The organism is Methylovorus sp. MP688, assembly GCF_000183115.1.
In the GTDB taxonomy this organism is placed as follows: Bacteria; Pseudomonadota; Gammaproteobacteria; order Burkholderiales; family Methylophilaceae; genus Methylovorus; species Methylovorus glucosotrophus.
Genome location: NC_014733.1, coordinates 1975325 through 1988582, shown reverse-complemented (window position 1 = coordinate 1988582; position 13258 = coordinate 1975325). Strand labels below are relative to the sequence as shown.

11 protein-coding genes are annotated in these 13258 nt (G+C 56.7%); 7 read left to right on the top strand and 4 right to left on the bottom strand.

The genetic code is table 11. The annotated features are described in order from the left end of the window. A complete protein-coding gene (locus MPQ_RS09415; RefSeq protein ID WP_238525296.1) occupies positions 1-1023 on the top strand; it encodes a glycosyltransferase family 9 protein in 1023 nt (340 codons plus the stop codon). Positions 1024-1153: 130 nt separating this feature from the next. On the opposite strand, the gene dnaJ is transcribed toward MPQ_RS09415, so the two are convergent. The 4 genes from dnaJ to waaC all read right to left on the bottom strand — a co-directional run bounded on the left by dnaJ (position 1154) and on the right by waaC (position 6128). Further along, positions 1154-2275 (bottom strand): molecular chaperone DnaJ, encoded by a 1122-nt coding sequence (gene dnaJ / locus MPQ_RS09410; RefSeq protein WP_013442696.1) that lies wholly within the window; start codon positions 2273-2275, stop codon positions 1154-1156. Positions 2276-2413: 138 nt separating this feature from the next. Beyond that, positions 2414-4339: a molecular chaperone DnaK gene (dnaK, locus tag MPQ_RS09405; protein ID WP_013442695.1), complete on the bottom strand. Its 1926-nt coding sequence runs from the start codon at positions 4337-4339 to the stop codon at positions 2414-2416. A 193-nt stretch (positions 4340-4532) separates the two neighbouring features. Continuing rightward, positions 4533-5057, bottom strand: a complete 525-nt coding sequence (gene grpE / locus MPQ_RS09400; protein ID WP_013442694.1) for a nucleotide exchange factor GrpE — start codon at positions 5055-5057, stop codon at positions 4533-4535. A gap of 96 nt (positions 5058-5153) precedes the next feature. Then, positions 5154-6128 (bottom strand): lipopolysaccharide heptosyltransferase I, encoded by a 975-nt coding sequence (gene waaC, locus MPQ_RS09395; protein ID WP_013442693.1) that lies wholly within the window; start codon positions 6126-6128, stop codon positions 5154-5156. A 130-nt stretch (positions 6129-6258) separates the two neighbouring features. On the opposite strand from waaC, the gene MPQ_RS09390 reads away from it, so the two are divergent. From MPQ_RS09390 to MPQ_RS09365, 6 genes are all read left to right on the top strand, one after another. Continuing rightward, a complete protein-coding gene (locus tag MPQ_RS09390) occupies positions 6259-7401 on the top strand; it encodes a glycosyltransferase family 4 protein (protein ID WP_013442692.1) in 1143 nt (380 codons plus the stop codon). Continuing rightward, entirely contained in the window at positions 7398-8228 is an 831-nt protein-coding gene (rfaP, locus tag MPQ_RS09385) for a lipopolysaccharide core heptose(I) kinase RfaP (protein WP_013442691.1), read from the top strand. Before MPQ_RS09390 ends, rfaP begins: the two co-directional genes overlap by 4 nt. Positions 8229-8253: 25 nt before the next feature. Further along, positions 8254-9039 carry a lipopolysaccharide kinase InaA family protein gene (locus MPQ_RS09380; protein WP_013442690.1) on the top strand — a complete coding sequence of 262 codons (786 nt, stop codon included), beginning with the start codon at positions 8254-8256 and terminating at the stop codon, positions 9037-9039. A gap of 107 nt (positions 9040-9146) precedes the next feature. Beyond that, complete coding sequence (locus tag MPQ_RS09375) at positions 9147-9953, top strand: glycosyltransferase (RefSeq protein WP_013442689.1); 807 nt, start codon at positions 9147-9149, stop codon at positions 9951-9953. A gap of 33 nt (positions 9954-9986) precedes the next feature. Continuing rightward, positions 9987-11483 carry a lipopolysaccharide kinase InaA family protein gene (locus MPQ_RS09370; protein WP_013442688.1) on the top strand — a complete coding sequence of 499 codons (1497 nt, stop codon included), beginning with the start codon at positions 9987-9989 and terminating at the stop codon, positions 11481-11483. A gap of 10 nt (positions 11484-11493) precedes the next feature. Then, on the top strand, positions 11494-13224 hold the full coding sequence (locus MPQ_RS09365; protein WP_041362260.1) for a carbamoyltransferase: 1731 nt from the start codon (positions 11494-11496) through the stop codon (positions 13222-13224). Positions 13225-13258: the final 34 nt, after the last annotated feature.

Genomic DNA, 13258 nt, shown 5'->3' with positions numbered 1-13258 from the left:
ATGAAAAATACGCTGATCCTGCACCCGATTCGCCACATGAAATCCCTGTTCCGCCAGTGGTTGCCTCGCTTTTGGGCTCAAGCGCCGGGAGAGCATCTCGCTGACCAGTTCACGGTACAGCGGATTCTGCTGGTGAGTCTTTCCAACATTGGCGATGCGGTGTTGACTACGCCGTGCTTGCAGGCCCTGCATCATCAGTATCCGGACGCGGTCATCGATATTGTCAGCGACCCTCGATCGCAGGCGATTTTCAGCGCTTGCCCCTATCTTGGCCGCTTGTTTGTGCTGGATAAAAAGGCAGGCTGGCGTGGTCGCCTGGCGTTGATGCTGTTGCTGCGCCGCCAGCGTTATGATCTGGCGATAGATTTGCGTTCGGACTGGATGCTTTATTTCATTCGAGCGCGCCGCAAGTTGGGCAAGCTTTCCAGTCGGGCAGGGCGTGATCTGCACAGTGCCGAGAAGCATGCGGCGGCGCTGAAGCCGCTCGGCATCCAGGTGACGCCGGAAACCCGGATATGGATTAGTCCGCGGGATAGGCACTTTGCTGAAGGGGTGCTGGCTGGCTGGACAGAACGGCGCATTCTGGCGCTGGGTCTGGGGGCGAATTTCGAGGGCAAGATATGGCCAGTCGCACATTTCATTGCCTTGGTGAATATGCTCGCGGATAGTTTTGATGGCGTGCTGCTACTGGGCAATCAACAGGATGCAAGCCGTGCCGAGGCGTTTTCTGAGGGATCCCGCTTGCCGGTGATTCATGCCTGCGGCCTATGCAATCTGCTTGAAACTGCCGCCTTGCTGGAGCATGCCGGATTGTTTGTGGGGAATGACTCCGGGTTGGGACATATGGCGAGCGCCATGGGCACGCCGAGCATGACCCTGTTCGGACCTGGCTTCCCTGCGCGATACCGTCCCTGGGGGCCATCCGCCGGCTGGCTGCAGAGTCAGGATGGCACCATGCAATCGCTAACGCCTGCCGAGGTGGCGGCTTATATCCGGCGGAAGTGGGCATGGGTACGACCATGATTGCGGCCATCTGCTTATGGGCTAAGCCCGGCTCAGGTCAGGGCAAATACGTTTATCAGGCATAAAAAAACCGGAAACCACAGTTGCAGTTTCCGGTTTTGGGTATTACCAGGCGTTATTGCTGAAAGCGTTACTGAAAGAAATCCTTGACTTTGTCCATCCAGCCCTTGGCGCGTGGGCTGTGCTTGTCCGAGTCTTGCAGGTTGATCTCTTCCATCTCGCGCAGCAGTTCCTTCTGGCGTTCGGTCAGCTTGATCGGCGTCTCGACCACCACATGGCACATCAGATCACCTGGATCATTGCTGCGCAGCGGCTTGATACCCTTGCCGCGCAGGCGGAAGGTGGCGCCGGTTTGCGTTTCGGGTGGAATCTTCATCTTGGCATGCCCATCCAGCGTGGGGATCTCGATTTCCCCACCGAGCGCTGCCGTGGTGAAGCTGATCGGCATTTCGCAATGCAGATTGCCGCCATCGCGCTGGAAAATATCGTGTTGCTTCAAATGCACCACGACATACAGATCCCCAGGCGGGCCGCCATTGACACCAGCTTCGCCTTCGCCTGACAGGCGGATGCGATCGCCTTCATCCACCCCGGCCGGAATCTTGACCGACAGGGTCTTGTGTTTCTTGACGCGGCCAGCACCGTGACAGCTCGGGCATGGCTCTTTCACCATCTTGCCGCTGCCATGACACTTGGGGCAGGTTTGCTGTACCGAGAAAAAGCCTTGCTGCATGCGTACCTGGCCATGACCACCGCAGGTGGTACATGTTACGGGCTGGGTGCCAGGACGGGCGCCGGAACCATGGCAGGTCTCGCATTCGGACATGACCGGAATGCGGATCTTGGTTTCGGTGCCGCGCGCAGCGTCTTCCAGCGAGATTTCCATGTTGTAGCGCAGGTCAGCCCCGCGATACACGTTGGAGCGACGATTGCCGCCGCCACCGCCGAAGATGTCGCCAAAGATGTCACCAAACGCATCGGCAAAGTTGCCAAAGCCCTGACCACCGGGGCCCGGGCCTGCACTGGGATCGACACCGGCATGGCCGTACTGGTCGTAAGCCGCACGCTTCTGCTCGTCGGACAGTACTTCATACGCCTCTTTGGCTTCCTTGAAGCTTTCTTCCGCCTTGGGATTATCCGGGTTGCGATCCGGGTGGTATTTCATCGCCAGCTTGCGATAGGACTTTTTGATTTCCTCATCGCTGGCGTCGCGATTGACACCCAGAACTTCGTAGTAATCTTTTTTTGCCATATCAATTCAATCGTCTGATTATCAATACTGCGTCGGAAGGACGCCGTAGACCAGCATGCTGAAGGGAAGCCCTTGCTGGGAGCTGATGTTTGATCAAATCCCGGTTTGGACTTCCCCTCTGGCAAAGGTACTTAACTATTACTTCTTGTCGTCTTTCACTTCTTCAAACTCGGCATCCACCACATCGGCATCTACCGTTTTTTCGCCTTGTGGCTGCGCTTCTTCGGCGCCACCGGCCTGGCCTTGCTGCTCAGCGTAGACTTTCTCGCCCAGCTTTTGCGAGGCTTCCATCAGGGCATTGGTCTTGGCTTCGATGGTTTCCTTGTCGTCGCCCTTGATCGCATCTTCTACATCCTTGATCGCGGCTTCGATTTTTTCCTTCTCGCCAGCATCCAGCTTGTCGCCATGTTCGCTCAGCGACTTCTTCACGCTGTGCACCATGCCGTCGGCGCTGTTACGGGCATCGACCAGTTCACGCAGCTTGCGGTCTTCATCGGCATAGGCAGCCGCATCTTCTTCCATGCGCTTGATCTCCTCTTCGGACAAACCGGAGTTTGCCTTGATGGTGATCTTGTTTTCCTTGCCGGTGGCCTTGTCTTTGGCAGACACGTGCAGAATACCGTTGGCATCGATGTCAAAGGTCACTTCAATCTGTGGCATGCCACGTGGTGCAGGTGGAATGTCGGACAGGTTGAACTGGCCCAGGCTCTTGTTGCCGGCGGCCATTTCGCGCTCGCCCTGCAACACCTGAATGGTCACGGCGTTCTGGTTGTCTTCAGCGGTAGAGAACACTTGCGATGCCTTGGTGGGGATCGTGGTGTTCTTCTTGATCAGCTTGGTCATCACGCCGCCCAGGGTTTCAATACCCAGTGACAATGGCGTTACGTCCAGCAGCAGCACGTCTTTCACGTCGCCTTGCAGCACGCCACCCTGAATCGCAGCACCCACGGCTACGGCTTCGTCCGGGTTCACGTCCTTGCGTGGCTCCTTGCCGAAGAATTCCTTTACCTTTTCCTGTACCTTGGGCATACGGGTCTGACCACCGACCAGGATCACGTCCTGAATGTCGGACAGCTTGACACCAGCATCCTTCAGCGCGACTTCGCAAGGCTTGATCGAGCGTTCGATCAGGTCTTCCACCAGGCTTTCAAACTTGGTGCGAGTGATCTTCACCACCAAGTGCTTGGGACCAGTGGCATCTGCCGTGATGTAAGGCAGATTAACTTCTGTCTGCTGTGCGGAAGACAGCTCGATCTTGGCTTTTTCTGCGGCTTCTTTCAGACGTTGCTTGGCCAGCAGGTCATTACGCAGATCCAGGCCGTTTTCCTTCTTGAATTCATCAGCCAGGAAGTCGATCAGGCGATTGTCAAAGTCTTCGCCACCGAGGAAGGTGTCACCGTTGGTGGACAGCACTTCAAACTGGTGTTCGCCATCGATTTCGGCAATTTCAATGATGGAGATATCGAAGGTACCGCCACCCAGGTCGTATACGGCGATCTTGCGATCACCTTCCTGCTTGTCCAGACCAAAGGCCAGCGCAGCAGCGGTTGGCTCGTTGATGATGCGCTTGACTTCCAGACCGGCAATACGGCCTGCATCCTTGGTTGCCTGACGCTGGCTGTCGTTAAAGTAAGCCGGAACGGTAATCACGGCTTCGGTCACTTCTTCGCCCAGGTAATCCTCGGCGGTCTTCTTCATCTTGCGCAGCACTTCAGCGGAAATTTGTGGAGGGGCCATTTTCTGACCGCGCACTTCCACCCATGCATCGCCGTTGTCTGCCTTGGTGATGGTGTAAGGCATCAGGCCGATGTCTTTCTGGACTTCTTTTTCTTCAAAACGACGGCCGATCAGACGCTTTACCGCATACAGGGTGTTCTTGGGGTTGGTGACGGCCTGACGTTTGGCAGGAGCACCAGCCAGAATTTCGCCATCGTCCTGATAGGCGACGATGGAAGGAGTGGTACGGGTACCTTCTGCATTTTCAATCACACGTGGCTTGCCACCTTCCATCACTGCAACGCAGGAGTTGGTGGTGCCCAAGTCAATACCAATAATTTTAGCCATAGATGTTTTCCTTTTTTAATCCTTTGAGTAACCGCTGCTGGCAGTGCTGGCAATACGCGAGGTGTCGGTATTGTCCTGATGTCTGCTACTGCGGTAATGCCTGTTTCATAAGTAAGGGTATTTATCGGGAATTCAAGATTCCCACGGAAATTTTTGCGATTTATGCCAAAATTCTCCGTTTTTTAGCTGTTTTTCAGCTTTTTGCCTTGGCAACGGTCACCAGTGCCGGACGTAAAACACGCTCATTCAGGGCATAACCCTTTTGCAGCACGCTGATCACGCTGTTGGGTTCCTGATCGGATTCCAGCATGCTGATCGCCTGGTGCTTGTTCGGGTCAAACTTCTCGCCCAGCGGATTGATTTCGGTGATGTGGAATTTCTCGAACACGCTCAGCAATTGCTTGGCGGTGAGTTCCACCCCGCTCTTGTAGCTTTCCACGGTGGCATTTTCCACGACCAAGGCAGCATCCAGGCTGTCTTTGACGGCCAGCAGCTCGCTGGAGAATTTTTCCAGGGCAAACTTGCGTGCCTTGTCGATATCTTCAGCTGCACGACGGCGAATGTTTTCGCCTTCAGCTTTCACATACAGCACATTGGCCTGCTGCTCTGCCAGTTGCGCCTCAAGCTCGGCAATCCGCGCATCCAGCGAGCCTGCTGCACCCGCGTCCTGGGCTTCTGAAATTTCGTCCTGTTCAGGATGTTGATTTTCTTCTTGCATGGAATTCCCTTTGTTAAATAACTGCCATACGCAGGCAAATTGGGGTGGCTTTGGATATTTCAAGCGCGCGTCATGATTTTTTTGCGCGCCGTTTTTTTATTCGGTGGGCAACATGGATTGTAATGTCATAAGCACCACGCTGACGGGGGTCTCGGCACCGCGGCCACCGAGATTTTCCGCGCGGGCTTTGGCCCCCGGGTAAAGCCCGGTTTTGGTCGGGTCGGTATCGGTGTAGATGGCAATGGTGGGAATATTCAGGGCGACCGTAAGATGAGCCAGGCCGGTATCCACGCCAATGGCGGCGCGAGCGCCAAGCAGAATAGGCGCCAGCGCGGAAAGTGAAAGCCTGGGCAGCACCAGGCTGCCGGGTACTTGCGCGGCAATGCGTTTTGCCCGCATCTCTTCGGTAGCATTGCCCCAGGGCAGCACCAGCATCATGTGCTGGCTGGCAAGGGCCTGGCCCAGCTCGATCCAGTTGGGCTCCGGCCATAATTTGCTATCGCGGCTGGTGGCATGCAGACCTACGACATAAGATTGGCCGCCAGCAAACGCCGGGCTGGGCTGCATGCCGTTGGCAATGCCGTAATCCGGAGCCGTAATCGGCGGCGGATAGCCCAAAGCTTCTGCTGCCAGCGCGCGGTTGCGGATGACGGCATGCAGGCGGCGATCAACGCCATGGGTATGCTTGTACAGAAAAGAGGCGAGCCGTTCGCGCGCAGAGCATCGGTTGTAACCGTGACGCTCTCCCTCGGCGAGGTGCGAAATGACGGCGCTTTTCAGCAGGCCTTGCGTATCAATGATGTAATCGTAGCGATCTTTTTTCAGCAGGCGGCGCACATCGCCGATCTCTTGCCATGTCTCATTGCGTTGCAAGTGTTTGCGCCAGCGGCGCACCGCGACCGGAATAATGCGGGTCACCCCGGGGTGCATGGCAGGAATGTCTTGAAAACTCTCTTCCACCACCCAATCAATCACCGCATTGGGCACATGGGCGTGAATGTCGGAAATGACGGGAAGATTATGAATGACATCGCCCATGGACGATGTTTTGACGATCAGGATACGCGGCATAAATGCCATTTTCGCATACAATCGCGTATTGGCGCATGCCGCCGTCATGATCATGACATGGCCCGAAAGGCCGGGGCATGGAGCCCGGCAGCCCTGTCGCAGATGAATCAAGGATAACGGGTACCCCTTCGTGAAATTCGCTTTTATCGTATTTAAATATTTCCCATTTGGCGGCATGCAGCGCGATATGTTGCGCACAGCCAGCCATCTCGCGAGCCAGAGGCATCAGGTCGATATCTATACGCTGTCGTGGGAGGGCGATATCCCCCAGGGCATCAACGTGCATGTGATTCCGGTGCAGGCGTGGTTCAATTTTCAGCGCTATCAGCGCTTCATTGATATCGTGCATGCGCGCCTGAAAGAGCAGGGCGATATTGATTGCGTGGTCGGCTATAACCGTATGCCGGGGCTGGATGTACATTTTGCCGCCGATCCCTGTTTTGTCGAACGCAGCCGCCAGCAACGCAGCTGGCTTTATCGGTTTACGCCGCGTTACCGCTGGTTTGCCGCCGCCGAGCGCGCGGTATTTGACCGCGCTTCCGATTGCCAGATACTGATGGTGGCCAAGACCGAAATGCCGCTGTTTGCAAAATGGTATGGCACCCAGCCCGAGCGCATGCACTATATTCCGCCTTTCTTGTCGGCCGAGCGGCTGGCATTAAAGGATAGGTCCGAGATGCGGGTGCATCTCTGCCAGGCCTTCCAGCTAAACCCGCAGCATCGTATCGCCTTGCTGGTCGGTTCCGGCTTCCACATGAAAGGGCTGGACCGGGCGATCCAGGCCCTGGCGGCACTACCGGAGGCGCAACGCCTGCAAACGCGGCTGGTGGCGATCGGGCAGGATAAGCCCGGCCCCTTCATGCGCATGGCGCAAAAACTGGGCGTCGCAGACCAGCTGGTCATCGCCAAAGGCCGCGCCGATATTCCCTGGCTGATGCAGGGCGCTGATCTTTATGTACACCCCGCGTATCGTGAAAATACCGGGCTGGTGATTCTCGAAGCACTGGCGGCCGGCTTGCCAGCCTTGGTGACCGAAACCTGCGGTTACGCCCACCATGTGCTGGATGCCGATGCCGGCATGGTCGCTGCCGCGCCGTTTGACCAGCAGGCCTTCAATACCTTGTTTGCCCAGATTCTGGTCTCGCCGGAGACCGAGCGCTGGCGTCAGAATGGTATTGCCTATGCCAGCAAGCTCATGCAAGCCAACGATGGCCGTGCTGAGGCCAATATCTTGCTGGCGCTCGCCAGCCAGAAACGGAAGCACACCGCATGAGCTGGCTGAAAACCCAGGTGCTCGACGTGCCAGACTGGCTGCGCTCAAAGCTCGGTAATCCCGTATTCGATGCCATCATGCGCTTGCAAGGGCAAGTGTTCCGCGATGTACCGGGCCGCAAAACCATACGTTGCGAGCTGGATGGCAAACCCTATTTCATCAAGCAGCATTTTGGTGTGGGCTGGGGCGAGATTTTCAAAAACCTGTTCAGCCTGCGCTGGCCCATTATCAGCGCCGCTACCGAATGGCAGGCCATCCAGAAGCTGGGGGAGGTGGGTATCCCCACCACGCCAGGCGTGGCCTATGGCTGGCGCGGCCTGAATCCTGCCAGTCGCCAGTCATTCGTGGTGACGCGCGATCTGGGCGATATTATTTCTCTGGAAACCTTGTGTGCCCCCTGGGGTGAAACGCTGCCAGACCCTGCCTTCAAGCGCAGGCTGATTCTGGAAGTCGCCCGGCTAGCCAGGCTGTTGCACGACAATGGCATGAACCATCGCGATTTTTATATCTGCCATTTTTGCCTGGACCAGCCCCGCTGGCAGCAGCATAACGAGATATATCTTTACCTGATTGATCTGCATCGCGTGGGCATACGCGCACGCATCCAGCCGGTAGCCCGCATGAAGGATATTGCCGCCCTGTATTTTTCTGCGATGAACATCGGCCTGACCCGCCGCGATATATTGCGCTTCTTGCGCGCTTATCGCGCCGAGCCGCTGCGCCACACCTTGCAGCAGGAGCGCGCTTTTCTTGAGCAGGTCACGGCCCGAGCGCAGCGTTTGTACGTCAAGTTCCATGGCAAAATGCCATCCCAGCTGGATGACTGATTTTTGAGCATGATGGGTGTTGACCATGACTGATTTTATCGCCCCACAATGGCGAGCCGTGCTGGCCGAAAACGCGCTCGACAGCGTAGATGCCGCATGGACGCGTGAGGTGGCGTGGGTCGAGGCGCCGAATGATGGTCGAGGTGGCTTGAGTGGCGTAGGGCGGGTGAATCTGTCATCGGCGCAAGGCGATACGACAGGCGCCTTTCTAAAGCGGCAGCAGAATCATACGCGGCCATCGTGGCGACACCCTGTGCGCGGCGAGGCCACCTTCAAGCGCGAGTTTGATATGGTGCAGCATCTGCAGGCGCATGGCGTACCCACGCTGGAACCCATGCTGTTTGGTGAACGTCATGTGGCGAAGGAGGTGCGTGCCGTCTTGATGACCGTCGCGCTGGATGGTTATCAGCCGCTGGATGCCCTGGTGGCCAGTGAGGAATTCAACCGTATGCCGCCCGCCGAGAAACGCCAGTTGCTGGCCGCCACCGCGCATACGGTGCGGCAGATGCATCTGGCCGGTGTGCAGCATCGCTCGCTGTATGCCAAGCATCTTTTTGCTGCCAGGCAGGGCGCAGGTTACCGGGTGGTGGTGATTGATCTGGAAAAATCCCGTTTCAATCGCGTGCCTGTGCTGCGTACCGTGCATGATCTGGTGACCCTGAACTATCGCACTACCGGCTGGAGTCGCACGCAACGGCTGTATTTTTTCAAGCAGTATTACGCAACCAGCGCGCTCAGTGGCTGGCAGCGGGAAGTATGCAAGCTGATCGCCAGGCGCTCGCGCGCCAGGCTCAAGCCCAGGGCAAAATAAACCAGCAGTAATAAACCAGCTGTAATAAACCAGAGGTAAACAGCGCGGCAGGTTTCGGGAAGACATCACGCGCTGATGAAGATTGGATAAAAAGGTATCGCATTCAAATGAATACTGAACATACACCCGTATCCGGGGAGGGGCGTCTGGTTGATTTCAGCATTGCGCTGGTCAATTACAAGACGCACGAGGTGACTTCGCTTTGTCTGGACCTGCTGAAAAAAGCCCTGGGCGATAGTGTCGTGCCAGTGTGGGTGGTGGATAACAATTCTGCCGATGAAAGCACGGAATATCTGAAGTCCCTGGACTGGATCAATCTGATCGAGCGCAAGGCGGAAGCGCCGGAAAAAGGTTTTATGGCACATGGCCGGGCGCTGGACCTGATCCTTGAGCGGGTGCAAACGCCTTATCTGTTGCTGATGCATACCGATACGCTGATCTATGACGTGGATATTCTGCGCCAGATGCTGGCGCATATGCGCACGGGTGACAGGGTGGCCGCGGTTGGCTGCCTGGAGCAAGTGCGCCGCACCCGCCTGGAAACCGCCTGGCGCATCTTTATACGCGCAACCAAGTATTACTATCGCCGCGCCAAGGTGGCGCTGGGCCTGGATACCCGCGAACCACGGCTGTTTTATGAAATCTACCTCAAGAGTTTCTGCACCTTGTGGAACGTCGACATCATTCGCCAGCAGGCATTGAGTTTTGCCATGACGGAGCGCATCCCCGGTTACGAAATGCAGGACAGATTAAAGGCGGCGGGTTACCGCTTCGTCGCCATTCCGCCGCAGCATATGTTCGAGTATCTGGATCACGTGGAAGCGGGCACGGTGTCGCTGGTCAATGGCCTGGGCAAGGATCATAAACGCGTAAAAAACTACCAGCGCATCATGGCGCGGGTGAAGGCCAAGTAGTGGGGATGATGGTTTAATGGAGACCAGCGCAACATGAGCATGGCAATGAATGTCACGCTGGCAATTAATACAGAGCTGATGCTGGCGGATGGCAGCAGCTTGCGTATCGGCCAGCATCTGCGGGTGTTGCCCGGCCGCCGACTGGTCTGCTTTGGTGAGTGGCAGGGCAGGCAAGTGCTGGCCAAGGTTTTCATGGGCAAGCGCGCAGCGCATTACGCCGAGCGTGACGCCAATGGCGTAAAGCGCCTGCTGGAAGCTCATCTCGCCACGCCACCCTTGCTCGCGCAGACAAGCAGCCAGGCGGGCGATATGCAGGTCTTGCTGTATGAGGCACTGACGGGGGCCGAAAATGCCGAGCAGGCCCTGCAGGCTGCCGATGCATCGGGACGCAGTGCCATCACTCGCCAGTTGGTCGAAGCCGTTGCCGCCCAGCATGAAGCTGGCCTTGTGCAGACCGATATGTATCCCAAGAACTTCCTGATTGAAAACGGTACTCTTAAACACGGTACTCTTGAAAACACGACAGTGCATGCGATAGACGGCGATGGCATTCGCCCATTGGGGCGTTTTTGTTCGTCATGGCGTGCCTGGCATAATCTGGCGATATTGCTCGCCAAGCTTGACCCGGAAGTGCTGGATCGCGACTTGCCTGCACTGGTGCAGCGCTACCGTGAAGTCAGGCAGTTGGGCGCGGGATCGGTCTCGCCTTTGCTGCGCCGCCTGATCGATGCTTGCCGCTGGTATGCCAGTTATCAATATGCTGACAAGAAAGTCTTGCGCACCTGTTCTGACGTCCTGGTGCACAAGACGTCCGCGCTGTTTACTGCGATCAACAGACAACCGCCCATGACCTTGCTGGCCGTGCCATCGCCTGTCGAACTGGATGGCTGGATCAGCCAGGTGGCAACTGCAGAAGCCCTGAAGCGGGGTAACACCAGCACCGTGGTCAGGCATGATCTTGATAACGTGCCGGTGGTGATTAAAAGGTACAATATCAAGAATTTCTGGCATGGCATTGGCCGTGCCTGGCGCCAGAGTCGCGCAGCGGTATCCTGGCGCAATGGCTTTCGTCTGCAACGGTATGGCATAGGTACGCCGAAGCCGCTAGCCTTGCTGGAAGAGCGCTGGGGGCCATTTCGCCGCCGGGCTTATCTGCTGGCAGAGTATCTGGATGCGCCGGATGTCAGTGGGTATTTTGAGCAGCCGAATCTGAGTGATGAAGACTATCTGCAGGCATGCCGTCATATTGCCCGGATGTTTTATCAGCTGAAATTGCTTAAAATCTCGCACGGTGATTGCAAGGCAAGCAATATCAAAATGGTGAATACCACGCCATACCTGATTGATCTGGACAGTATGCAGGAGCATGTGTCCTGCTACCGATTTGCGCGATACCACGCGCGCGATTTACGCCGCTTTATGCGAAACTGGCCGCCGCAATCCCGGGTTTACCGGATGCTGGCGCATGCCTTTGCCGACATTTATCGTGACGCCGCTTTTCTGAAAAAAGCTGGCATCTCCATCAACTAAGCGAACCAACATGATTATTTTAGGATTATCCGGTGCTCTCGGGCACGACTCTTCAGCGGCCATTATGGTGGATGGCAAGATCATTGCCGCTGCCGAAGAAGAACGTTTCATACGCGACAAGCACGCCAAGAACAAATTGCCGCTGGAAGCTGCACGCTACTGTCTGAAAGAGGCGGGTGTCCGGCCTGATCAGGTCGATGTGGTGGCCTTTCCCTACGGCGAGATTCCGCTTAGTTCGGCAGCGCGCTGGCATTACGCCAAGCGCCACTGGTATGCGCCTGATCGTGCGCTGGATGCGCTGTTCAACGGCAATCGCCGCTACCGCCGCAACCGCGACAAGGCCATGCAGCTGATGCGCGATCTCGGCATCAATAAAGCCGAGTTTGTGCCGGTGGAGCACCATCTGGCACACGCCAGCAGCGCCTATCACCTGAGTGGTTTCAAGGAAAAAACCGCGATTGTCGGTATTGATGGCAAGGGCGAATACGCGACCACCTTCTTTGGCTACGGTGAAAACGGCAAGATCCACAAGATCAAGGAATTTTACGATCCGGATTCGCTGGGCGGCATGTATGGCGCGATTACCGAATACCTGGGCTTTGAGATGCTGGATGGCGAATTCAAGGTCATGGGCATGGCGCCGTATGGCGACCCTACCAAGTACGATCTTTCAAGGTTGGTCGAGTTTGATGGCGACGATCTCAAGGTCAACACCAAGCTGGTGAATGTGGTGGGTTTGCGCCGCTACAAGGAAAAAGGCAAGGGCTATTACTTTACGCCCGAGCTGGTGGAGTGGCTGGGCCCCAAGCGCGAAGGTGATGAGATCGACGATCCTTATATCCACTACGCGGCTTCTGTGCAGGCCTTGCTGGAAGACATTGCCATGAAGATGATTGATCACTATGTGGGTGACATCATTCGTGAAACCGGCCGTATTTGTATGGCGGGTGGCGTGGCGCTCAACGTCAAGCTGAATCAGCGCATCATCGCCATGCCGGGCGTTAAAGAGCTGTTTGTGCAGCCCGCTTCTGGCGATGCCGGTACGGCGCTGGGCGCGGCCAGTTTTGTGGCAGCCGAGCGCGGTGAGCCGGTGCAGGCCATGCAGCATGCTTACCTTGGCCCATCCTTCACCACCGAAGAATGTATTGCCGCTTGCGAAGTGCATCCGGCCAAGCCTGTGTTTTACCGTATTGAAAATGCCGCACAAAAGGGCGCCGAACTGCTGGCCGCGGGTAATCCGCTGGCATGGTTCCAGGGCCGCATGGAATTTGGTCCGCGTGCGCTGGGTTGCCGCAGTATCCTGGGTGACCCCAGCCATCCGGGCGTGGCAGACCGCATCAATGCCCAGATCAAATACCGCGAACGCTGGCGTCCATTCTGCCCCAGCATGCTGGATCGCGTGGCAGTCGATCTGTTGCAGACCGAGCATCCCGCGCCTTACATGACCTTCACCTTTGACGTGGCGGATCACTGGAAGCCGCGCATACCCGAGGTGGTGCATGAGGACGGCACCGCGCGTGCCCAGGTGGTGACCCGGGAAACCAATCCGCGTTACTACGCCCTGATCGAGGAACTGGAGCGCTTGCGCGGCGTGCCTGTGGTGTTGAATACATCGCTTAATCGCCGTGGCGAGCCCATGATTTGCAGTCCCGCCGATGCCCTGAACATGTTTTACGGCTGTGATCTGCAGTACCTGATCATGGAAGATGTACTTGTCGTCAAGGAAACAGCAACTCCCTGATTTTTCTTCATGTCCTGTGCGATTATCCCTTGAT